The sequence below is a fragment of the Acidimicrobiales bacterium genome (assembly GCA_036378675.1).
GTDB lineage: Bacteria > Actinomycetota > Acidimicrobiia > Acidimicrobiales > Palsa-688 > DASUWA01.
Genome location: DASUWA010000018.1, coordinates 1 through 22,051 on the forward strand (window position 1 = coordinate 1; position 22,051 = coordinate 22,051).

General features: G+C 65.9%; 25 protein-coding genes. 14 read left to right on the plus strand and 11 right to left on the minus strand.

Annotation, left to right across the window (positions count from 1 at the left end):
* On the plus strand, positions 1–220 hold a 220-nt coding region (locus VFZ97_07435), incomplete at its 5' end, for a hypothetical protein (protein ID HEX6393258.1).
* 60 nt (positions 221–280) lie between these two features.
* Here the strand turns inward: VFZ97_07435 and VFZ97_07440 are convergent.
* The 3 genes from VFZ97_07440 to VFZ97_07450 form a co-directional block, all read right to left on the minus strand.
* Positions 281–928 (minus strand): class F sortase, encoded by a 648-nt coding sequence (locus VFZ97_07440; GenBank protein HEX6393259.1) that lies wholly within the window; start codon positions 926–928, stop codon positions 281–283.
* A gap of 1 nt (position 929) precedes the next feature.
* Entirely contained in the window at positions 930–1,715 is a 786-nt protein-coding gene (locus tag VFZ97_07445; protein ID HEX6393260.1) for a hypothetical protein, read from the minus strand.
* Between the two features lie 96 nt (positions 1,716–1,811).
* Positions 1,812–4,031 carry an MMPL family transporter gene (locus VFZ97_07450; GenBank protein HEX6393261.1) on the minus strand — a complete coding sequence of 740 codons (2,220 nt, stop codon included), beginning with the start codon at positions 4,029–4,031 and terminating at the stop codon, positions 1,812–1,814.
* A 240-nt stretch (positions 4,032–4,271) separates the two neighbouring features.
* On the opposite strand from VFZ97_07450, the gene VFZ97_07455 reads away from it, so the two are divergent.
* The 3 genes from VFZ97_07455 to VFZ97_07465 are packed head-to-tail and all read left to right on the plus strand — an operon-like array spanning position 4,272 to position 6,519.
* Positions 4,272–5,072 carry a metalloregulator ArsR/SmtB family transcription factor gene (locus tag VFZ97_07455; GenBank protein HEX6393262.1) on the plus strand — a complete coding sequence of 267 codons (801 nt, stop codon included), beginning with the start codon at positions 4,272–4,274 and terminating at the stop codon, positions 5,070–5,072.
* A 20-nt stretch (positions 5,073–5,092) separates the two neighbouring features.
* Positions 5,093–5,740: a DUF2182 domain-containing protein gene (locus VFZ97_07460; GenBank protein HEX6393263.1), complete on the plus strand. Its 648-nt coding sequence runs from the start codon at positions 5,093–5,095 to the stop codon at positions 5,738–5,740.
* A gap of 17 nt (positions 5,741–5,757) precedes the next feature.
* Positions 5,758–6,519, plus strand: a complete 762-nt coding sequence (locus VFZ97_07465) for a DUF899 domain-containing protein (protein ID HEX6393264.1) — start codon at positions 5,758–5,760, stop codon at positions 6,517–6,519.
* Between the two features lie 18 nt (positions 6,520–6,537).
* Here the strand turns inward: VFZ97_07465 and VFZ97_07470 are convergent, their stop codons facing one another.
* Positions 6,538–7,461 (minus strand): hypothetical protein, encoded by a 924-nt coding sequence (locus VFZ97_07470; GenBank protein HEX6393265.1) that lies wholly within the window; start codon positions 7,459–7,461, stop codon positions 6,538–6,540.
* A 214-nt stretch (positions 7,462–7,675) separates the two neighbouring features.
* Here VFZ97_07470 and VFZ97_07475 point away from each other — a divergent pair, with 214 nt between their 5' ends.
* Together VFZ97_07475 and VFZ97_07480 are read left to right on the plus strand one after the other, a co-directional pair.
* Positions 7,676–7,888 (plus strand): ribbon-helix-helix protein, CopG family, encoded by a 213-nt coding sequence (locus VFZ97_07475; GenBank protein ID HEX6393266.1) that lies wholly within the window; start codon positions 7,676–7,678, stop codon positions 7,886–7,888.
* The gene (locus VFZ97_07480; protein HEX6393267.1) at positions 7,881–8,225 is read left to right on the plus strand and encodes a type II toxin-antitoxin system VapC family toxin; all 345 of its coding nucleotides are present in this window, start codon (positions 7,881–7,883) and stop codon (positions 8,223–8,225) included. Before VFZ97_07475 ends, VFZ97_07480 begins: the two co-directional genes overlap by 8 nt.
* Before the next feature lies 1 nt (position 8,226).
* Here the strand turns inward: VFZ97_07480 and VFZ97_07485 are convergent, their stop codons facing one another.
* Entirely contained in the window at positions 8,227–9,327 is a 1,101-nt protein-coding gene (locus VFZ97_07485) for a Gfo/Idh/MocA family oxidoreductase (protein HEX6393268.1), read from the minus strand.
* A 26-nt stretch (positions 9,328–9,353) separates the two neighbouring features.
* Between VFZ97_07485 and VFZ97_07490 the strand changes: the two genes are divergently transcribed.
* From VFZ97_07490 to VFZ97_07510, 5 genes are read left to right on the plus strand one after another with little or no spacing between them, the layout of a single operon-like run.
* The gene (locus VFZ97_07490; protein HEX6393269.1) at positions 9,354–10,055 is read left to right on the plus strand and encodes a ThuA domain-containing protein; all 702 of its coding nucleotides are present in this window, start codon (positions 9,354–9,356) and stop codon (positions 10,053–10,055) included.
* A gap of 24 nt (positions 10,056–10,079) precedes the next feature.
* A complete protein-coding gene (locus VFZ97_07495) occupies positions 10,080–10,544 on the plus strand; it encodes an ureidoglycolate lyase (GenBank protein ID HEX6393270.1) in 465 nt (154 codons plus the stop codon).
* On the plus strand, positions 10,544–11,104 hold the full coding sequence (locus VFZ97_07500; protein ID HEX6393271.1) for a gluconate 2-dehydrogenase subunit 3 family protein: 561 nt from the start codon (positions 10,544–10,546) through the stop codon (positions 11,102–11,104). The genes VFZ97_07495 and VFZ97_07500 overlap by 1 nt, the downstream gene beginning before the upstream one ends.
* Entirely contained in the window at positions 11,101–12,750 is a 1,650-nt protein-coding gene (locus tag VFZ97_07505) for a GMC family oxidoreductase (GenBank protein ID HEX6393272.1), read from the plus strand. The genes VFZ97_07500 and VFZ97_07505 overlap by 4 nt, the downstream gene beginning before the upstream one ends.
* 1 nt (position 12,751) lies before the next feature.
* The gene (locus tag VFZ97_07510; protein HEX6393273.1) at positions 12,752–13,369 is read left to right on the plus strand and encodes a hypothetical protein; all 618 of its coding nucleotides are present in this window, start codon (positions 12,752–12,754) and stop codon (positions 13,367–13,369) included.
* Here the strand turns inward: VFZ97_07510 and VFZ97_07515 are convergent.
* Positions 13,366–13,749 (minus strand): cupin domain-containing protein, encoded by a 384-nt coding sequence (locus tag VFZ97_07515; protein ID HEX6393274.1) that lies wholly within the window; start codon positions 13,747–13,749, stop codon positions 13,366–13,368. The genes VFZ97_07510 and VFZ97_07515 overlap by 4 nt on opposite strands.
* Before the next feature lie 35 nt (positions 13,750–13,784).
* On the opposite strand from VFZ97_07515, the gene VFZ97_07520 reads away from it, so the two are divergent.
* Complete coding sequence (locus VFZ97_07520) at positions 13,785–14,552, plus strand: PIG-L family deacetylase (GenBank protein ID HEX6393275.1); 768 nt, start codon at positions 13,785–13,787, stop codon at positions 14,550–14,552.
* A gap of 1 nt (position 14,553) precedes the next feature.
* Here VFZ97_07520 and VFZ97_07525 read toward each other — a convergent pair whose 3' ends face one another.
* Genes VFZ97_07525 through VFZ97_07540 form a run of 4 tightly spaced genes read right to left on the minus strand, consistent with a single transcriptional unit; the run spans position 14,554 to position 19,972 of the window.
* The gene (locus VFZ97_07525; GenBank protein HEX6393276.1) at positions 14,554–16,647 is read right to left on the minus strand and encodes an ABC transporter ATP-binding protein; all 2,094 of its coding nucleotides are present in this window, start codon (positions 16,645–16,647) and stop codon (positions 14,554–14,556) included.
* A complete protein-coding gene (locus VFZ97_07530) occupies positions 16,644–17,534 on the minus strand; it encodes an ABC transporter permease (protein HEX6393277.1) in 891 nt (296 codons plus the stop codon). Before VFZ97_07530 ends, VFZ97_07525 begins: the two co-directional genes overlap by 4 nt.
* The gene (locus VFZ97_07535) at positions 17,531–18,478 is read right to left on the minus strand and encodes an ABC transporter permease (protein ID HEX6393278.1); all 948 of its coding nucleotides are present in this window, start codon (positions 18,476–18,478) and stop codon (positions 17,531–17,533) included. The genes VFZ97_07530 and VFZ97_07535 overlap by 4 nt, the downstream gene beginning before the upstream one ends.
* Positions 18,479–19,972, minus strand: coding sequence for an ABC transporter substrate-binding protein (locus VFZ97_07540; GenBank protein HEX6393279.1), 1,494 nt, complete (start codon positions 19,970–19,972; stop codon positions 18,479–18,481). It abuts the gene before it with no gap.
* A gap of 231 nt (positions 19,973–20,203) precedes the next feature.
* Between VFZ97_07540 and VFZ97_07545 the strand changes: the two genes are divergently transcribed.
* Positions 20,204–21,157, plus strand: coding sequence for a D-glycerate dehydrogenase (locus tag VFZ97_07545; GenBank protein HEX6393280.1), 954 nt, complete (start codon positions 20,204–20,206; stop codon positions 21,155–21,157).
* An 80-nt stretch (positions 21,158–21,237) separates the two neighbouring features.
* Here VFZ97_07545 and VFZ97_07550 read toward each other — a convergent pair whose 3' ends face one another.
* Positions 21,238–21,528 (minus strand): NAD/NADP octopine/nopaline dehydrogenase family protein, encoded by a 291-nt coding sequence (locus VFZ97_07550; protein HEX6393281.1) that lies wholly within the window; start codon positions 21,526–21,528, stop codon positions 21,238–21,240.
* 81 nt (positions 21,529–21,609) lie between these two features.
* Between VFZ97_07550 and VFZ97_07555 the strand changes: the two genes are divergently transcribed.
* Positions 21,610–22,044 carry an ester cyclase gene (locus VFZ97_07555; GenBank protein HEX6393282.1) on the plus strand — a complete coding sequence of 145 codons (435 nt, stop codon included), beginning with the start codon at positions 21,610–21,612 and terminating at the stop codon, positions 22,042–22,044.
* Positions 22,045–22,051 lie beyond the last annotated feature (7 nt).

The window sequence follows — 22,051 nt, forward strand, 5'->3', positions numbered from 1 at the left end:
GGCCGGGGATGCCGGGCACGCTGTCGGCAAGCTGCGCTGCGCGGCTGCCGGCTGCGGGCCCAGCCACCCCCGTGCCGCCTGGGCCCATCATTGCCTTGGCGACCGGCGCGAAGGTCAGCCCGATCGCGGCAACGACCGTGGCGATCGCAGCCGCGGTCCTACGGCGCTGCCGGGCAGATCTGCGGCTGGGTTGTCCGATTTCGCCAGGTTCGATCTGTAAGGGGCGAATTCCTGCCCCTGCTGGGATCGGACTGTCAAGCTCGGCGCTCGCCCGACTCTGTCAGGAACTCTCGACGGCGGTCACCACGACGGCGGACTCGTAGTGGTGCGTCTGCCAATTGAACGAGCCGCCGCACGTCACCAATCGGAGCGTTGGTGGTCCGGACTGGCTGTAAACCAGAGCGTTGGGGAACCGTCCATCTGGATAGAGGACATTCGAGACCGCGGTCCACCGGGTGAGCGAGCCGTCTGCCAACGTGAGAGCGATTTTGTCACCAGGTGCTAGGTCGCCGAGACGGAAGAACACGCCCAGATGGCCAGCACCGATAGAAGAGTCGACATGTCCCAGAAGGACGGCGGACCCAGGTTGGCCAGGGGACGCGCCGGCGTCGTACCACCACGGCAGCGACCACGTGGGCCCGGCCAGCGGTGCGTCGTCGATGGTGCCGTCGCGATTAAGGCCCCGCGGCGGACCGAGCCCCGACACGATGCCCAGCGCGGGGACGGAGATGCTCACAGGCGCCGACCGTGCAGGAGGTGGAGTGGCTGCTCGGACGCTTTGAAGAAGCTGCGGTGAGGGAGGGTGGCTCACGTGGGGGATCGGCGCGTGAACGAATTGGGGTGTCGTGGTTTGCAAGAGGGCGAGGCCGAACCCTGCCGCGACGAGTTCTACCGCGACGACCCACCAGAGGCGGATTTCAAGTCTCACCTCACCTCTTTCGTCGAGCCTGGGCATTGCGCCGGGCCTTGGCAGCAAACGCCAGACCCAGCAGAACCGCTCCGATACCAACCGGTACACCTATCCCGGCGATTCGAGGTGGAGTCCCGCCAGTTCCCGGCGAGCCCAGAGGCACAGCTGCGGCGGAGGATGCGGGGCTTGATGCGGCTGTTCCGGCGGCAGCGGATCCCGTCGCCGATCCCGCCGCCGATCCCGCCGTCGTGGCCGGCGGACTGGTCGGCGGGGCCGTCGTCGCCGTGGTCGGTGAAGGGGCAGTCGTCGTGGTGGTTGTAGTTGAGGCCGTGACACGGACTACATGCCAGGTCCCGCCGAAGCTGTTTACGCCGTCTCCGGTCGCGTCCGATGGGGAACTGTCGTTGACGTAGCGGTAGAGCGGATCGCCCTTGTAGGTGACCGCGTCACCGTTGGCGTTGGTCGTGCTCCCCAGGCAGCACACCCCGGGAGGGCCAGTAACTGTGGTGCCGGGGGGCACGGTTAGCGGGGGCCAGACTTGCGCGCAGATGCCGGTGCACAGCACCGGCTGACCGTTGTTGGTCAGCGTGTAAAGGGTCGCGCCGGCGCTGTCGGCGAGGATAGTGCCGAACGTCGGGTTGTTCTTTTCCGTAACCGTCGTCGACGCGGCTCCGGCGCCGGCGGCGCCGCCTACCAACACAGCGACGAGGGTCACTGCCGGAAGGGCCCAGAAAACCGCCGACCTCCAGAAGCTCCGCCAGCCCCGAGACGAAGGTGCCACTAGGACCCCGGCGCGCGCGCTCACCATCCCACAGCCTCCTCAAATCCGACATACGGCACTTGCCGTCACATATACGAGAACGAAACCCCCAGGGATTGCATCTCGGGAGCTACGTGGGGCTTAGCTCACCCCGGCCGGGGCCCTCTCGCCCTCGGCAGCGGCGTCCGCCCGATCGGCGTCCAGTTCAGCCAGATCGAAACCGACCGTGGGCAGGACGCGGTCGAGGGCGCGTGGGAACCACCAGTTCGACTCGCCCGTGAGCAGCATGAGCGACGGGACGATGGCCATGCGGATAAGGACGGCATCTATGAATATCCCGGCCGCAAGACCGAGGCCGAACTCCTTGATGACCCGTTCGCCTCCCAGGATGAACGAGCCGAACACGAAGATCATGATCAGCGCCGCTGCAGTTATGGTCTTGCCGGTGGCCGCGAGGCCGCGCCGCACGCCCAGCGCGTTGTCGCCGCTCTTGATCCGCTCTTCGTGGATGCGCGTTACCAGGAACACCTGGTAGTCCATGGACAGGCCGAACAGGATGGCGAAGAGCATCACGGGAAGGAACGATTCGATCGGGCCGGCGCGATTGACGCCGAACACGTTGCCCAGATGACCCCATTGGAAGACGGCAACGAGCACCCCGAACGCAGCTCCGATCGACAGCATGTTCATGGCCGCCGAGATGAGCGGAACCACGAAGCTGCGGAACACCACCGATAGCAGGAGGAACGACAGCAGCACGACTATCCCGATAAACAACCAGAGCTTGGCGGACAGCACGTGCGAGAAGTCGGTGAAGATCGCGGTGGTGCCGCCGACGTACACACGCAGCCCCGACGATCCGACTGCTCCTGGCACGGTCCGGCTTCGCAGATGGCTCACCAGGCTGCTCGTCGCGGCGTCCTGCGGGGCGCTCTTGGGGTAAGCGTCGACCAACGCGACCTGCGAACCGTGGTTGTCGGGGATGAATTGAGGGCTCGAGACTCGAGCAACGTCACGCTGGGCGGCAACGTCGGTCAGGACCCGGTCGAGGGCCGCCCTTTGTCCGGAGTTATCTACGACGGCGACCAGTTGGAGCGGACCGTTGAAGCCCGGCCCGAAGCCTCTGGCCAGCAGGTCGTAGGCCTCCCGGGTCGTGGTCCCGGTGGGGTTGTTGCCCTGGTCGGAGAAGCCCATGCGCAGAGAGAAGAAGGGCAGTGCGATCACGACAACGACGGCCAGGGCGATCAACGCCGGCACGACCGGTTGCCGGCGGACCAGGTCGGCCCATCGCGGCCAGAAGCCCTTGGAGCTGGTGCCGATGACCCTCGGCCCGTGGGCGGCGAGCTCCTTCTTCTGACGACGCGAGAGCACCTTCGGGCCGATGAAGCCGAGCAGCGCCGGGAGGAGCGTGAGGGCGGCCACCATGGTGAGGGCCACCCCCAGGGCCGCGGCGACGGCCAACCCGTAGAGGAAGCTGACCCCGAGCGCGAACATTCCGAGCAGGGCGATGCACACGATGATCCCGGCGAAGAGAACCGCCCGTCCTGATGTGTTCACCGCGTCGACGATGGACGTCTCTACGTCGCGGCCCGCGACCAGACCCTGGCGGTGTCGGGTGACGATGAACAGGGCGTAGTCGACACCGACCCCGAGCCCGATCAGGAGGACGAGTTCGTTGGAGAACTGGGGCATCTTGAGCACGTGGCTCAAAAGGCCGATGATGCCGATCGCGCTGCCGAGCGAAACCAGAGCCGAGATCAATGGCAACGCCATGGCGAAGATGGACCCGAACACGAGCAGCAGCACGACCGCGGCGAGGATGATCCCCAGGCCGGTGCCGCCGATGGATTGGCGGTCGGTTCTTTCCGCAACCTGGCCGGCGACGGCTACGTGTATGCCGGGCGCGTCGGCTGACTGGGCGGTGCGGACAAAGGTTTTCGCCAGGCTTTGAGAAACGTTCTGGCCCTGCTGGTCGAACGTCACGTTTGCGAAGGCCACCGTGCGGTCGGCGCTGACGTGCCCTGCTCCCTCGGCGCCATAAGGCGCAACGATGTTGGTCACGTGCGGCACCCTCGAAAGAGCGGAGAGCATGCGCGTCACCCGGGCCTCGACTACGGGGTCGGTGACCCGGACCCCGCCCGAGGTGGCGATGACGACCTGTTCGGTGTCTCCGGCCACCCGCGGCGACACCGCTTGGAGCAGGTGGATGGCCTGGGTCGACTGGGTCTCGGGAAGCGAGAAGTTGTTGGAGTAGTCGGTCCCGGCGGCGCGCGCCGCACCGGTCGCCACGACCAGTAGGGCCAGCCAGGCGAGGACGACGGTGCGCCGACGACGGACGCACCAGGTGGCGAGAGCGCGCATGAAGTGGGGGGACTCCTTCGTACCGTTTAGCCGTCAGTGCAGGCTCGACCCGTTCGACACATTCTGGCAGGTCGCCGCCGGCGGCCACCTATCCCAAAACCTCGAGCCGATCTCTTGACATGCACCTTTTTGGCTGCATATATTAGGCAGCTGTAAGGCTGCATATATTGCATGCAAGATATATCGCATGCAGATGGTCGCATGCAGATGGTCGCATGCGGATGATCGATTAGGGAGGCGATGGACGAGGTCTTCAAGGCTCTGGCCGATCCAGGCCGGCGCAGGCTGCTGGACAGCCTGAACGCCAGAGGCGGCCAGACGCTGAGCGAGCTGTGCTCGGTGCTGGACATGGCTCGCCAGTCGGTGAGCAAGCACCTGGCGATCCTCGAAGACGCCCAATTAGTAGTCACCATCTGGCGGGGTAGGGAGAAGTTGCACTACCTCAACGCCGCGCCGATCTCCGACATCTCGGACCGCTGGATCAACCATTACCACCGCCGGCGAGTCTCAGCGCTGGCGGGGCTGAAGAGGGCACTGGAGGACCCGACCATGGAATCACCGGAGTTCGTGTACACCACATATATACAGAGCACCCCCGAACGAGTGTGGGAGGCGCTCACCGACCCGAAGTTCACCGCCCGCTACTGGGGAAGGACTTTCGACACGGACTGGAGGAAGGGGTCGCGCTACGGGATGACCGAGAGGGGAGTTCAGGTGGACGATCCGGAGCAGGTGATCCTGGAGGCCGACCCTCCGCGCCGATTGTCCTACACGTGGAACACGGTCAACCGTGAGCTGGCCGATGCGATCGGTTGGGACGAGGAGTTCCTCGCCCGGTTGTCGTCCGAGCCACGTTCGAGGGTGACCTTCGACATCGAGCCCGAGGGGAGCGACCTTGTCAGGCTGACCGTCATCCACGAGGGGTTCGAAGACGGCAGCGCCATGCTCGAAAGCATCAGCGGCGGCTGGCCCCGCGTTCTGGCGAACCTGAAAACGCTCCTGGAGACCGGTGACGCAGTGCTTTGGTGGACGTGCAAATGACTGGGACATTGACCGGGATCATGAGCCGGACACGCAACCCCGCGACGCGAGCAGCAGTCGCGACGCTCGGCCTCGCAGCCGCATGCTGGTTCCCCGCGGTCCGCCAGGTGAACGAGATGGGGAGTGTTAGCAGGCTGGGTTCGTTTGTTTTCTTCGGCGGGATGTGGTTGTCGATGATGGCGGCGATGATGCTGCCGGGGGCTGTGCCCGCGGTGGCGGGACGGGCCCGGGTGAGCGGTCGCCTGCGCGCCGTGCCGGTCTTTGTCCTGACCTACTTGGGAATCTGGGCGCTGGTCGGTCTCGCGATCTACCCGCTGTACCGCCCGCCGAGTTCGTTCGGGGTCGGCGCCGTTACCATCGCTGCGGGCGTCTACGAGCTCACGCCGGTGAAGCAGCACTTCCGCCGGCGCTGCTTGGAACGGGGCCGCTCGGGGCTCGAGTTCGGGATGTGCTGCGTTGGGTCGAGCATCGGGTTGATGGCCGTTCTCGTGGTGCTCGGTCTCATGAGCGTCGGTTGGATGGTCGTGATCACCGCCGTCGTGCTGGCCCAGAAGCTCGTGCCGCCCTGGGCCGCCATCGACGTCCCGGTCGCCCTCGCAATCGTCGGGCTCGGGATCCTGATCATCCTCGCGCCCTCGTCAGTTCCGGGTCTCATGACCCCCATGTAAACCAAGGAGACAAACAGATGACCGCACACAAGACCGGCACCCATGAGGAATGGCTGAAGGCGCGCCTCGAGCTGTTGGCGGACGAGAAGGCTCACACGAGGAGAGGCGACGAGCTCGCCGCGCGGCGCCGCGAGCTTCCGTGGGTCCGCATCGACAAGGACTACCGCTTCGACACCGACGAAGGCCCCGCGTCGCTCGCCGATTTGTTCAGGGGACGCTCGCAGCTCCTCGTCTATCACTTCATGTTCGGGGCCGACTTCGACTACGGATGTCCGGCCTGCTCCTCGATCGCCGACGGGTTCAACGGGTTCGCCGTCCACCTGGCGAACCAGGACGTGATGCTCTGGGCCGCGTCGCGGGCATCGCTGCCGAAGATCCAGGCCTACAAGAAGCGGATGGGCTGGACGTTCCCGTGGGCGTCTTCAGGAGGAAGCGACTTCAACCTCGACTTCCAGGCCGGCGCCACCGTGGAACAGCAGCAGGCCGGTCCCGTCGAATACAACTACGCCGCCCGGAACCGGATGCCGGCGGAGGACATGCGCGGGCCCGAGCGCACCTCGCCCGGCGGAACAGACTGGATGAGCTTCATGCGGGAGATGCCCGGCATGAGCGCGTTCGCTCTCGAAGACGGCGTCGTTTACCACACCTACTCGGCGTACGCGCGCGGTCTCGACGGGCTGTGGGGCATGTACCAGTGGCTCGATCGGACGCCCCTCGGCCGCAACGAGGCTGGTCAAGGTCTGTGGTTCCGGCGCCACGACGAGTATGAAACCGTCTAGTTGAAGCTGCCCTCATCCTTACTGCTGGTTGCCTCCGCTGTTGTCGTTGCCTTGGCTGTTCGGGCTCACGTAGCTGATGGTGACGATGCCATTGCCTGTGTTGGCACCGTCGGTGCCGCCGGTGCCGGTAGCGGAGCTTGCGATGAACGAGCCGCCGCCGCCCCCACCACCATCGACGCCCCCACCGCCGCCTCCGTTGAAGCCGCCGCCCCCGCCACCACCGACGCAGCCTCCTCCACCACCACCGAAGCCGCCGTCACCGATACCGCTGCCGCAACTGGGACCACCGGCGGCACCGTTTGCAAGCGCCTTCCCGCCGCCGGGCTGGGGGGTTCCGTCGGTCAGCAGTCCCCCGCCTCCAGCACCTCCCGATGATGTACCGCCGGCCCCCCCGCCGCCCGAAACGCCGGCACTGCCCCCGGCGGTATCGTCGGTTTGACCGGCGTTCGCTGTTGTCGTGTGGCTGCCGTTGATACCAACAACTTGGGACGCTGTGGCGGCTCCTCCGCCCCCGGCCGCGCCGATCAGCAGGTTCGACAAGGACAAGGTTGTGACCGGGGTGGTGTACACGAACGACCCGCCCCCACCACCAGCAGTGTTGCCGGAATCCCCGTTGCCTCCCACGCCGCCGACGACCACGTTCAGGGTGGTGGTGCGCGCCGCGAGCTTGAAGGTGCCATGCACGTCGGCGCCGTTCCCACCTGCGTTGCAGCAGTCTCCTCCGCCTTGGGCGCCTTTGGCATCAATGGTGACCTGCGTGACCCCTTTGGGCACATTAAAGGTCTGCGGAGATCCGGTGTAGCTGAACGTGCATGTGACGACCGTCGTCCCGGAGCAAGAGCCAGATGCACCAGCCGGCGGTGCAACAGCGCTCACGATCCCAAACGACACCATCCCACCACCCAGAGCCACCACAGCCCCAATGACACCGACGCGTCTCACAAGGCTTGCCTTCAGCCCACGCACGGAAGACGCCAGCCCGGTTGCACCCTTCATAGCGGCAACCCCTTTCCCTCACGCGACGACCAATCGCGACAAAACCACCAACTCCGTGCTAACCGGGTCACATTTGGCCTATCGGCCACGCTGGGTGGGGTCCGCCGGCGCCTCCCTACGCATCCACCCATGCGACGATGGTGTATACTACATGGTGTATATGGCTACAAGGACACAGATCTATCTGACTGATGAGCAGAGGGCACGCCTGCAGGAACGTGCTCGGGCGACCGGGGTTCCGATGTCCCAACTAATACGTGACGCCGTCGACTCCTTGCTCGGTGAGGACGATGACCTCGACGCGACCTTCGGATCTTCACCCAACATCGGGCGCCGCGTGCCCAAGCGATCTGAGTGGGAGCGAAGTGGCTGAACTGCTTGTCGACACCGACGTCTGCATTGACCATCTGGCGGGTACGAAGCGCCTCCCGGCTAGAAGTCGTCTCGGCTATTCCGTTATCACCCGGGCAGAGTTGCTGGCTGGCGCCACCGATGATGACGAACCCAACGTCAGAAGACTCCTGGCCGGAATGGACGAGATACCGGTCGATCGGCGAGTTGCTGACAGGGCGGGTCGTCTGCGGCGTCAGCATCCGGGCTTACGAATGCCCGACGCTCTCATCGCGGCGACGGCTTTGGTGCATGCTTTGACCCTCCACACGAAGAACACCAAAGACTTCAGGCGCGTGCCGACTTTGCGCCTCCGATGAGTTACATGTCGGCCGAGATCGTTGCCGGATGGATACCGATTCCGCCGGCCGCACTGCTTGCATAGACCGCGAGAGCAAAGCTCAGAACGTCGACGGCCTCGTCTCCGCTCCAATAGAGAGGACCGTCGCCGGTGCGAAGCCACCGCAGCCAGTGACGTCCCGAATCGCGGAAGCTGCTCGCCCAATCGTCATCGAGGGCGTGGTAGGCGCGCATCTCGCCATCGACGTAGACCTCGAGGCTGGGCTGCTGGATCGCGCGGCCGGTGCAGCGGTTCACCCGGGCGTATCCCCGTCGGCCGGTGACCTCCCACCTTTCGTCGTTGGTGTAGTAGTCGGAGCGCAGGTACATGTCGACGGCGAGGGTGATGTCCCATACGCCTCGGATCCCGTTCTGGTGTTCCCACACGATGGTGGTGGGTGCGTCGACGCCGACGCCGGGCACGACCTCGGTGGTTCCGACCCAGGCGCGTACCTCCCGAACCGGTCCGAACAGCCAGAGGGCGGTGGAGAGCTTGTGCCAGCCGTCGTCGAACACGAGGATCCCGCGGCCGTGTTGCATCTGCTGGAACTGCCACTCCCAGGAGCTTGCAGGTACGTCCCATCCTCCCCGGCCGCTCCCGACCATCTTCATGTGATAGCCGCTGATCTCGCCGAGCTCGCCTGACTCGACGATCTCTTTGAGCTTCCGCAACGGCTCGTAGAACAGGTAGTTCTCCATCACCCGCAGCACTCGGCCGTTGGCAGCGGCCGCGTCGAGCATGCGCCGGGCGGTGGCGAGGTCGTTGCACATCGGCTTCTGCAGATTGACGTGCCAGCCGCGACCGAGCAGCTCGACCACCCCATTCGCGTGCAGTGGGACGGGCAGCAACGCCTCAACGGCGTCAAGTTGCATGCCGCTCGCGGCGAGCTCGGCAGTGGAGGCGAAGGTTCTGGCTTGCGGCCAGTCGGCCTGGCGCTGGGCCCGACGCTCCTCGCTCGGGTCGACCAGCGCGACCACTTCGACGTCGGGGTTGCCCAGGTAGCCACGAACGTTGAGGTCGTATATACGGCCGAGCCCGACGAATGCGGCACGTACGGGACGATCAAGGGGTTCGAATGTCATGGCCACGTGCAAAGTAGCGTGCCCTGATGGCTCGCGACTTGATGATCTACGTGACGCAAGTTGCGCCCTACCGCGACGGTCCCGCCGGAGTGCATGGGGTGCTCGGACAGTCTGCAACCGCGATGGCAGAGCTTGCCGAGTCTGCCGGACTCGGCTTCCGCAACGTTCCAGACGTCCGCTATCTGCCAATAGAGGTATTGGCAAGTGCACGAGTCGTGGTCCTCTTCACCATCGGGGAGACTCCCTGGGACGACGATCAGCGTGCGGCCCTGATCGACGGGCTCCGCAACGGTCGTTGCGGCATGATGGCCATCCACGCCGCGACCGACAGCTGCTACGGCTGGGACGACTACGGCATGCTCGTCGGTGCCAGGTTCAACGGGCACCCGTGGACCCAGGAGTTCATCCTGGATGTGTGCGATCCCGGACACCCCGCCGTCGCACACCTGGGAGAGACGTGGGCGTGGCACGACGAGGTGTACCAGTTCCGGGACCTCCGTCCCGACGCGCGAGTGCTCCTGCGACTCGATGACTCTCAACTCGATCTCACCAGGCCGGGGGTCGTGCAGCCCGCCTTCGGATTTCCTATCTCATGGTGCTTCGAGGAACAGCAGGGACGGGTGTTCTCTACGTCTCTGGGCCACTTCCCGGCTGCGTGGGAAACCCCGGCGTTCCTGCGCCATCTTCAGGGCGGGCTGGCCTGGGTACTGGAGTCCCGCCGCGTCTGATCAAACGCGATGCATACTGCGTGGATGGCCACTACCCATCGGGTGTTAGCGGAGCCGCTTAGCGAAACGGCATTTGCCCCATTCGGTCAAGTTGTTGCAGTCGGCGACGCGGTGATGGAGTTGCGCGACGGTGAGGTGTTCCACCTCAGCGTGCTGCACTACGACCGGCAGCCTCTCCGCTGTGATCACCTGAACCGGCACCACAGGGCAACCCAGGCACTCGTCGCTCTCGCCGGCAAGCCGACGCTTCTGGTCGTGGCGCCGGCGGCATACGACTTCTCGACGGACGAGCATCTTCGCCACGTGAAGGCGTTTGCGTGCGACGGGAGCGCGGGGGTCAACCTTTCGTTAGGGACGTGGCACTGGGGTCCGTATCCGATCACCGACTACGTGGACCTCGTAAACGTCCAGGGCAAGGGCTTCGCCAACGACAACGAGATCGCATACCTGGAGCGGGACCTGGGCGTCGTCGTCGAGGTCGTGCTTTAGTGCCGGCCTACTTCACGGATGACCAGTTCCGCGTGGTAGAGGCCGTTTGCGCCCGGCTGATCCCGACCGACGACGATCCAGGTGCGACCGAAGCAGGGGTCGCCCGCTACATCGATGGGCTGCTTGGAGCTTTCAACTTCGATCCGCCCCGCATCTGGGCCGGTGGCGCCTTCTCGGGGCGGTTCGGAGGCTCACCGGGATTCGCTTCCTTCCACCGGCTCTCTCCCCTCGACGAGCTGGCGTGGCGGGTCAGGATAGAGGGCTCGCTCGGAATGCCCGAGCGGGAGTGGAACGGCCCGGTCGAAGGTCTGCAGGAACGCTACGCGGCCGGCCTGAAGTTGCTCGGTGACGACTTCGCCGATGCCGACGCCGATGAGCAGGATCGGCGCCTCCTGGAGCATCACGAGTTCACCGCGCTCGTCTACGAGCACGCGTGCGAGGGGATGTACGGAGCTCCCGAGTACGGAGGTAACCGCGACCGCGCGGGATGGTCCTACATCGGTTTCGAGGGCGACGTCCAGCCTCGCGGTTACACCGACGAGGAGGTGAGCCAGCCGTGACGGCACGCGATTTCGATGCAATCATCATTGGATCGGGACCGGGGGGCTCCACCGCGGCGGACGTCCTCACCGCCGCGGGGTGGTCGGTTGTGATCTTCGAGAAGGGGCGCAACCACCTGATCGACGTCGCCGATCCCAGCCGGCTCACAAACGACTTTTCGAACGACGAGATCAAGTTCATGGCCCGGCACTTCCTCGGGCCCGATCCGCTGCTCGAGCCGCGGACGTTCCGGTCAAGCGAGGACGACGGCGAGCGGACTCACACCGGCGAGGTCAACACCGTGCCCTCGACGGTCGGCGGTGGAGGGACCCACGCCGATGGCAAGGTTCCACGTTTTCGCGAGGACGACTTCCGGCTGCTCTCTGAACAGGGCCCGATGGACGGGGCGACCGTTGCGGACTGGCCGATCGCTTACGACGATCTCGAACCCGCGTACGCAGAGGCGGAACGCCTCATCGGGGTCGCGGGGGAGGCCGGTGCCAACCCGTTCGCGGCGCGGCGCTCCGGTCCTTATCCGATGCCGCCCGGTGCGCCGATGTACGGAGCGCTGCTCACGTCGGCGGCGGCTGAGAAGCACGGGTGGAACCCCTACCCGGCGCCCACCGCGGTCAATTCCGTGCCGTACGACGATCGGCCCGCCTGCAACAACTGCGGTTTCTGTGCCTTCTTCGGGTGCCCGATCCACGCCAAAGGGGACCCCGTCGCGTCCTTGCGGCGCGCGCTGATGACCGGCCGGGCGCAGTTGAGGGCCGAGACATTCGTGTCGCGCATAATCGTGAACAACGGGCGCGCGACGGGCGTCGAGTACATCGGTCCCGACGGTGTGACCCGTACGGAGCGGGCGTCGCACGTGATCCTCGCCGCGGGCGGGTTGGAGACGCCCCGGCTCCTGTTGCTTTCGGGGTTCGAACACCAGTTGATCGGGGGCAACCTCATGTTCCACTACCAGACCTACGTGATGGGCATAATGCCCATGCGAGTCCACGGCCACAAGGGCCGCTCGGTCACGCACGTCCACGACGACTTCATCGTTCCCGATCTCGATTCGACCGCCGCGGCGCGTGATGCCGGGCTGCCATGGTTCAAGGGGGGGATGGTCGAGCACGCCGGAGCCGCCCACCCCTTAACAGAAGCCAAGCTGGCGCCATGGGGGAGCGCGCACAAGGACACGATGCGACGATCGCAAATGCGCGAGCACTTGTGGGGCTTTTGCATGCAGGGCGAGGACCTGCCCCAACTCACCAACCGCGTCGACCTCGATCCCGCGGTTCGCGACGTCCGCGGCTTCCCCGCGATTCGGGTGACCTACAAGCCGCACAAGCACGAGCAGGTCGCGTCCGATTATTACGCGGCCCAGATGGAGGATTGCCTCCGCACCGCCGGCGCGGAGGTGACTTTCGTCGCCACCTCGCCTGGGCTGATCGGCCCGATCCCGATCTCGCGTCACGTCGCCGGCACCACACGAATGGGCCGCGATCCGGCGACGTCGGTCTGCGACGAGTGGGGACGCGTGCACGCCGCACCGAACGTTGTGGTCGCCGATTCATCCCTGTTCCCAACCGGCGCCGGGTACGGCCCGACACTGACGCTGGTGGCCCTCGCGATTCGCAACATGCGGGCTCTCGCATCGGAGCGAGGAGGCTGAAGTGAATGATTTGGCTGAGTCGCTGCTGGCTCTCGGTTCGGCGACGCTGGGCGAGACCGGCGGGAAGCCGATGCACCCCGGGATCGGGCCAGCCTGGCCCGGCGCGGCAACCGCCGGCCCCGCCTACTGCGTCACCTGCGCCACCGGTGACAACCTCGCAGTTCACGCCGCCGTGGCCGAAGCGCCCGCCGGTTCGGTCCTGGTCGTCGCCACCGACCCCCCCGAGCGCGGCTACTGGGGTGAGGTCCTCACCACCGCAGCCGAAGCTCGAGGTATCCGCGGCCTGGTGATAGACGGAGGGGTTCGCGACGTCGCCGCTCTCGAAGCCCACCGGTTTGCCGTCTTCAGTGTCCTCATCGCGTTGAGGGGCGCAACCAAGCTGGGCGGCGGAGAGATCGGTGGATCGGTCCGTGTCGGTGACGTCGACGTGCACACCGGCGACTGGGTCGTCGGAGACCGCGACGGGGTCACCGTGATCGCCAGCGACGCCTTCAACGACACACTCGTCAAGGCTCGGGTCCGTGCGGACAAGGAGACGGCGATGCTCGCCAAACTGCGACTGGGGGAGACGACGGTCGACCTACTCGGCCTCGACTCCACCCGCGTGACGCGCCGCTAGTGAGTGGTGTAGTTCACCGGACCGGCGTCAGGCTCTCCCACTGCGAAGCAGAAACAGTGGATCGAGGCGTTCTCGGACACCGGGCGGAGGGTGTGCACGGCGTTCGGCGGGATGTACACGAGATCCCCTTGGCGGATCTCGCGTTCATCCCCCTCGATGGTCATGATCCCCCGACCCGAGGTCACGTAGTAGAACTCGTGGGTCGGATGGCTGTGCGGGTCGACCTTGCCGCCGCCGGCGACCTCGAACTCGTTGACCAGCTCGAGGAATCCCCCGCGGGTGGTCTCGAACATTTCCCTGGCCCGCACCAACCACCAAACCGGGACCGTCCCGTTGTGCTCTATCTCGGGCGCGACATCTTCGATCGACCGTACGTCCATACGCCATAGTGTGACACGGACGTCAGGGGGAGAACATGGAGCACGCGCAGGTGACGTGGGGGCAGGTAGATCCGGCCGTATTGCAGCGAATCGTGGTGTTATCGCCCCATTTCGACGACGCGGTCATGGGCGCGGGGCAGATGCTGATCCGCCATGCGAACTCTCACACCGCGGTCATCACGGTCCTCGGCGGGCGTCCACCCTCATACCCCGATCCACCGTCGGACTGGGACGCGCTCGGTGGTTTCGAGAGCGGGGACGACGTGGTCGCGGTCCGGCGCGAAGAGGACCGCGCGGCCATGCAGGTACTGGACGCCGATCACGTCTGGCTCGAGTTCGCCGACCACCAGTACCTGGAGCCGTTCGACAGGCCCAAGCCGGCGGACGTGGCTCCCGTGCTCGAAGACGCGCTCGTTGCACAGGCTCCTACCGCGGTGTTCGTACCGATGGGCCTGGCCAACCCGGACCACGTGATGACACACGAGGCAGCGCTGATCGTGCGCGAGCGACATCCGGAGTGGGCGTGGTTCGCGTACGAGGACCACGGCTACAAGCACATCCCTGGAATGCTCGCATGGCGGGTGTCGAAGCTGTTCCGGTCCGGCCTGTGGCCGACGCCCGCGCTGGTCCCGGTGTCGCTCGATGCCGAGCGCAAGCGGAAGGCGCTCTGGTGCTACAGCAGCCAGATCCCGCCGCTCGAGCGCGACCACGCGCTCACCGAACGACTCGACGCCAACGTGCCCGAGCAGTTCTGGCGCTTGGATCCTCCGCCCGGAGGTTGGGAGCGGATGGTCGACATGTAACTCAGGGCGGTGTGAGGGGCGACACCGACACTGGGGCACCGGCCAGCACCGGTCCGCTGGTGTGCAAGTGGCACCACGTCGTGGTGCCGGAAGGGGTAACGAATGGCGGCGGGTCGACCTCGCGGCAGATGTCCATCGTGTACGGGCAGCGGGTGTGGAACCGGCAGCCGCTCGGAGGGTTCAGGGGGCTCGGGACCTCGCCGCGCAACACGATGCGCTTGCGCGCGCGCTGACGGATCGGGTTGGCGATCGGGATCGCCGAAAGGAGAGCCTCGGTATAGGGGTGGGTCGGCCTCTGGTACACCTCCTCGGCCGGACCGGTTTCCACGATGCGGCCGAGGTACATCACCGCGATGCGGTGGCTGAGGTGGCGGACGACGGACAGGTCGTGGGCGATGAACAGGTAGGCGATGCCGAGCCGCTCCTGGAGATCGGCCAGGAGGTTGATCACCTGGGACTGGGTGGAGACATCGAGAGCGCTGACCGGTTCGTCGCACACCAGCAGCTTGGGCTCGAGGGCCAACGCTCGGGCTACGGCGATGCGCTGACGCTGCCCGCCGCTGAACTCGTGCGGAAGCCGGCCCGCCAGGTTCGGGCTGATGCCGACGAGAGACAACAACTCGGCGACGCGCCCGTCCGGCTCGGACCCCCGCGCACCCCGATGGATCTCCAACGGCTCGGCGACGCTGCGCCCGATCGACGACCGCGGATCGAGCGAGGAGTAAGGATCCTGGAACACCATCTGCATGTCGGCGCGAGCGCGACGTAACGCCGCTCCTCGAACCCGTGAGAGATCCTGACCGTTGACGACGACTTCTCCGCCGGTCGGTTCGATCAGCCTCAGCACGAGTCGCGCGACGGTCGACTTCCCCGAGCCACTTTCCCCGACGAGACCCACGGTCTCGCCGGCGCCCACGTTGACGTCGATCCCGTCGACGGCCCTGACGTGGCCGCGCACCCGCCGGAGCAAACCAGACGTGACCGGGAACTCCTTGCGAAGATTTTTTACAGAGAGCAATGGTTCGCGCGCGACCCATCGGACAGGGACCGGAACCGCCAGCTGATCCGGCGCACCCTTCAGCGCGAGTTCCTCGCGGCACGCGCAGCGCACCGACGCTCCGTTGCCGACGTCCGCCAGCTCGATTGCGTGCTCGCAGGTGGCGACCGCGTACGAGCAGCGGCTCCGAAAACGGCAACCGCTCGGCATCTCGCCGGCAGGCGGAACCCTTCCCGGGATCACGGCGAGCTGCCGCCCCGGAACCGACCATTGCGGCATGGAGGCGAGAAGCCCCTCGGTGTAAGGATGCCGGGGTCGGGCGAAGATCCGGTCGGTGGGTGCCTGCTCGACCATCTGCCCCGCGTACATGACCGCTACCCGGTCACAGATGTCGGCGACGACGCCGAGGTCGTGGGTGACGAACAGCATCCCCATTCCTGACTCGTCCTTCAGCGAACGGAGCAGCTCGAGGATCTGCGCCTGCACGGTCACGTCGAGTGCGGTGGTGGGCTCGTCCGCAATCAACAGGTCGGGTTCGCAAGCCAGGGCCATCGCGATCATGGCGCGTTGGCGCATGCCTCCCGAGAAGGTGTGCGGGTAGTCGTCGACGCGTCGGGAGGGATCGGGGATGCCCACCCGATCGAGCACTTCGACGGCGCGGGCTCTGGCGGCCGCCTTCGACACCTGGCGATGGGCGCGCACAGCGAACGAGATCTGTTGGCCGATCGTGTACGACGGGTTGAGGCTCGTCATCGGCTCCTGGAAGACCATGGCGATCCGATCGCCGCGGACCTGCCTGAGCTCGTCCGGAGTGATGCTGAGCAGGTCGCGTCCGTCGAACATCACCGAGCCGCCCGTGACCCGCCCGTTGGCGCTCGGTATCAGGCCCATCACCGCGAGCGACGTCACCGTCTTGCCACACCCGCTTTCGCCGACCAGGCCGAGGGTCTCGCCCCCACGGACGTCAAAACTCACGTCCTCGGCGACGGCGGTCCATTTCCCACTTGCAAGGAATTGGATCTCGAGCCCGGACACACTCAGGAGCGGCCCGCCGCTGACCGGCACCCGGCGCGACTCCAACGCGCTCGTCGTGGTCACGGCCGCACCTTCACCCGTTCGCGGCCCAGGGCGTCGCGCAGCCCGTCGCCCAAGAAATTGAACGCCAGCACTGTGAGGGCGATGGCGACGCCGGGCACGATGGTCGCCCAGGGGTCGCTGAGCACGAACTGGTACGCCTCCTGCAGCATCACGCCCCAGCTCGCATTCGGCGGTTGCACCCCGAGCCCGAGGAAGCTCAGCCCGGCCTCGGCGAGGAGGGCGTAACCGAAGGCGATGGCACCCTGGATGATGAGAGGGGAAGCCACATTGGGCAGCACGTGCCGCCCGATTATGCGTACGGGGCTTGAGCCGAGGGAGCGCGACGCCTCGATGAACGTTTCCTCCCGCACGGCCAGCACCTGGCCTCGCGCCACCCTTGCGAACCCCGGGATGAAGGTGATGGCTATCGCGATGGACTCGTTGTGCAAGCTCCGGCCGAGCAGGGCTGCGACGGTGATTGCGAGTATGAGGGGGGGGAACGCGAACATGGCGTCCATGAGGCGCATCAGGACGTTGTCGGTTCTTCCGGAGAAGTAGCCAGCTACGAGACCGATCGGAACGGAGATCGCCAGTGCCAGCACCACCACGATGGTGGCGGCCTCGAGCGAGATCCTCGCGCCGAAGATCACCCTGCTGAGAATGTCGCGGCCCACGTCGTCGGTCCCGAGCCAATGGGCGCCCGAGGGGCCGGCGTTTATCACCCCGAAGTTGGCGGTCGGCGAGTAGGGGGCGACCTCGGGGGCGAGCAGGGCGGCGATCACGACCAACAGCACGAAACCCGCGCCGGCCATGGCCACCCGGTCATGGAGGAACCGGGTGACCAACCGGCGGGTGTCAGACGTTTGAACCGGAAGTTCGACGGCAAGCTCGTCGAAGACCGCGGTCACGACAACCGGACCTTGGGGTTGAGGACTCCGTACCCGACGTCGACGACCAGGTTGACGATGACAAAGATGACGGCGGTGAGCAGCACGACTCCTTGAATTATCGGGAGGTCCTTGGTGTCGATGGCCTGGAGCATGAGACTGCCCATGCCGGGGATCGAGAAGATCTGCTCGATGATGACCGTCCCACCGAGCAGGTAGGCGAACTGGATCCCGACAATGGTCATGGCCGGCGTCAGAGCGTTCTTCAGAGCCAGACGGCGGATCACCCGGTGCTCCGGTATCCCGAGTGAGCGGGCGGTCCGGATGTAGTCGCGGTCGAGCACGTCGATCAGCTCGCCGCGCACTTGGCGCGCGAGCGTGGCGCCGCCCGCAACGCCGAGCGCGAACCACGGCAGGACGAGATGTTTGAACCACTCCCACGGTGAGCCGGTGAGCGCGACGTAGCCGAGGTCGGGCAGCACGTGGAGCTTCACCGCGAATATCAGGGCCAGGATGATCGCCAGCCAGAAGTCGGGTATGGCGATACCCGCGCTCGAAGCTACGGTGGCTGACCGATCCGACAACGATCCTGGCCGCGTGCCGGCGCGGATGCCCATCGGAATGCCGATGAGGATCGACACGACGAGTCCGCCCAGTGCCAGTGACAGTGTGAGAGGGAACCGAGTGCTGATCGCGGAGCCGACCGATTCGTGCTGGAACAACGAGGTCCCCAGGTCGCCGTGCACAGCGTGCGTGACCCACCGCCAGTACTGGGCGAAGAACGGCTGGTCGAGGTGGAGCTCATGGCGGATCCGGGCGATCTCCGATGGCTGGGCGTGGAGTCCCCCCGCGAGCGTCCGGGCCGGGTCGCCGGGGATGAGCAGCACCAGCGCGTAGACACCGATGGTGATCAGAACCAGAAGCGGAACCATCGCCAACAACCGGCGGCCGACGAACGCTGGCATCTACTTCTTCACATAGAACCCGGTGAATACCGGCCTGCACGGGTCGCTGCCGGCGGAAGGCGTTCCACCGATCTTCGAGCCTTTCCAGGCCGTCATTTGCGCCATGAACGCGATCGGAGCCTCGAGCGCCTTGTCGGTGGTGATCTTGGCGGCCTGCTGCATGATCGGCGTGAGCGTCGCGTCGTCGAGCGTGCCCTGACCCTCGATCAGCAGGTGCTCGTACTGGCCTCCCTGCACCGCACCGGTCAGTAGGGCGTTGAAACCCTTGGCGCCGAACTGGTCGTACAGCTCCCGGGCGTACTCTTCCTCGGCCGGGTACGGCAGGGTGATGGCATCGTTCTGCTTGTGGAAGTAGAAGTCGGTGAGCAGCGACCCTGGATCGACAGAGACGATCTTGAGGTTGATCCCGGCCGGGGCCATCTCGTTCTTCAGCAGGGGTGCCTCGCGGTCGGAGAGGGTGACCCCCGCGGGAATCACCAGCGAAACGGTGATGCCGTGCGGATAGCCCGCCTGCGCCAGGAGCTGCTTCGCCTTCGACGGGTTGTAGGTGTACTCGTTGGCGACGGACGTGTTGAACGCAACCGTCTGATCGGGCGAGAACGTCTCGTCGGTGACCCGGCCGGTGCCGGCCAGCACGACGTTGTTGATCTCCTGCCGGTTGACGGCGTAGTTGATCGCCTGGCGCACCATCTGGTTGTTGACCGGCGGGGTGTCGAGGCGGAACTGCAAGGTGAGGAATTCGTGGGACGGCTGGATCGCGTACCCGAGCGCGCCGTCGGCCTTCACGCTGGCGAGCGATTCGGGCATGAATTGGGTCATGTCGATCGTCCCCGCCTCGAGGGCGGCGACCGACGGCGGCCCCGTCGTAACCTGGATGAAGTCGATCTCCGCCGGCTGGTATGCCGACGCGTTCCAGTAGCTGGGGTTCTTCTTGAGGACGATCTCGCTGGCTGTTGCCGATACGAGCGTGTACGGCCCCGAACCGACGGGCTGCTTTGCGAGTGTGCCGGCGTCAGCGGGGTCGGAGATGAATCCGTCGAGGTCGTTGAAGGCGTACAGCAGGTCGGCCGGCGTTGGCGTGTTCAGATTGAGCGTCAAGGTCTGGGGATCGACCACCGTGATGCTCTGGATCACCTCGAGGGACGTGCGCAACGGGCTGGTCTTGTTGTGCAGGATCGCCGCCTTGACCGCTGTCGCGTCGACCGGGTCGCCGTTGGAGAACTTCACACCCGGGCGCAGGTGCAGAGTCAGTGAGTTGCCGCCGGGGGTGAAGTCCCAACTCTGCGCCAGCCCGGGCTCCAGCTGCCCGGTCGGGCTCAACTGGGTGAGGCTGTCGTAAATGAGGCCTTGGTCCACTTTGTCGCAAGAGTTCAGGCTCGCGCCCGGGTCGAAGGAATTCGGTGTGAACTCGTTCGGGAAGTCGACGCCGTAACGCAGCACTCCGTTGGGGTCGGGTGTTCCACCCGGACTGAAGCGGCCGGTCGCGGTTGTCACCCCGGTAGCCCCCGTACTCGACCCTCCACTGCTGCAAGCCCCAGCGAGCAAACTCCCCAGCAAGGCGAGCACGACGGTACGCACATGACGGTTCTGCATGGTCTGACCCCCCGGAGCGTTTGCGGCCTTGCGTGGGGAGCATATCTTCCGTGATCGCTACTGTGACGGCCATGTCAGGTTTTGTTCCGAGGCAACGTCGCGCCTGTTGCCAGGACGGGTGACCCAGCAAACGTGACAGCGAAGCGAGTCTTGGTGACGAGGCACCTTCCCGACGGGAGCCTCGAGCCTTTGCACGATGCGGGATTCGACGTCGTTCAGCGCGGTGGACATGCGGCGCTTACGGCTGACGAGCTCAGGGACGAGGTGCGCTGCGCGGACGGGGTGGTCTGCCTTCTGACCGATCGAATCGACCGTCGGGTACTCGACGCCGGTGCGGGCCGGCTAAAGGTCGTTGCCAACGTCGCTGTCGGTTACGACAACATCGACGTTGCAGCCGCCAACGATTTCGGAGTGGTGGTGTGCAACACGCCCGGGGTTCTGGATGACACCACCGCGGACCTGACATTTCTGCTGATCCTCGCCTCGTCGCGGCTCACCTCCGCAGCCGAGGCTGATCTGCGCGCGGGTAGATGGACTGGATGGAACATCGACCAGTACCTCGGCCAGGACGTCCACGGGCGGACTCTGGGTGTCGTCGGGTGGGGGCGGATCGGCCGGCGGGTCGCGGATCGGGCCCGAGGATTCGGCATGCGCGTTTTGCACCATTGCCGCCGGCCGTCCGGCGAGCCGGGTTACGTCGGTGAACTCGATGATCTGATGCGAGACGCCGACGTTGTTTCGATCCACGTCCCGTTCACCGAGGACACCCGTCACTTGATCGACGCCCGGCGGATTGGGCTCATGAAACCCACGTCGGTTCTCGTGAACACAGCTCGCGGTCCGATAGTCGACGAAGCCGCACTCGCCGAGGCCCTGCATGCCGGCGAGATCTTCGCCGCCGGGCTGGACGTCTACGAGCACGAGCCGGCGGTGCATCCCCGGCTGCTCAGCGCGCCGCGAACCGTCTTGCTGCCTCACGTGGGGAGCGCATCTGTTGCCACCCGGACGGCGATGGGGCGCCTCGCCGCCCAGTCGGTGGTAGACGTCCTCTCCGGTCGTGTGCCTCCGACCCGCGTGTCCCGTTGAGGTATAGCCCTGCGTCATCTCCACGTGTCAACAGATCAGAACATGAGCCGCCCCCAACCGGGTCTCGGCTATGGCGTAGATCAACCGTGCGGTGGTGCCCCAACATGGGCTCGGGTGTCGTCGACCGTCCTGCCGGTGAAGCCCATACCTTGGAGGGTGAGCCCCTGGCGGGCGTAGTCGAGGCCGTTGATCACACTCGCGAGCTGGACGAGGGCTGCGATCGTCGGTGTCGGGCAGTCGACTGCCGCGGCCAGGTGCATCCAGGGAACAAGGCCCCAGCCGACGTCTTCGTGCAGGTAGCTGAGATCGGCTGCCAGGGCACTACCGACGTTCCCCGCACCGATCACCGCTACCACAGGAGATCCTGTCAAGTCGCGAAGCTACCTATCCGCCCTAGGGTACCCAAGGAAGTTGGGGTATCTAGGCGCGGGCCGGAAGCGGACAATGAGCGCATGACCACAACAGAACAGAACAGGCAGGCAGTGGAGGAGTTCATCCAGGCGCTGTTCACCAAGGGCGACCCTTCGGCAGTGGAGCGCTACTTGGCCGCCGACTTCGTAGCCCACGATCCGCCGATGCCTGATCTGACCGGTGATGTCGCCGGCTTCCGGGAGGCGGCAACGCGCATTCGAGCCGCTTTCCCTGACTGGCGCAGCGACATCCACCTCTTGGTCGCGGAGGGGGAGTACGTCGCCGAGCACTTCACCGCGTCGGGAACCCATCGCGGCGACATCATGGGCATCGCGGCGACGAATCGGACCGTTCGAGTGCCCGGAATCAACATCTTCCGGTTGCGCGACGGCAAGATCACCGACCGGTGGGGACTGCTCGACATGGCGGGCTTCTTTGCCCAGCTAGGCACCGTCCCATCAAGCCCCCGCACTTAACCCCACG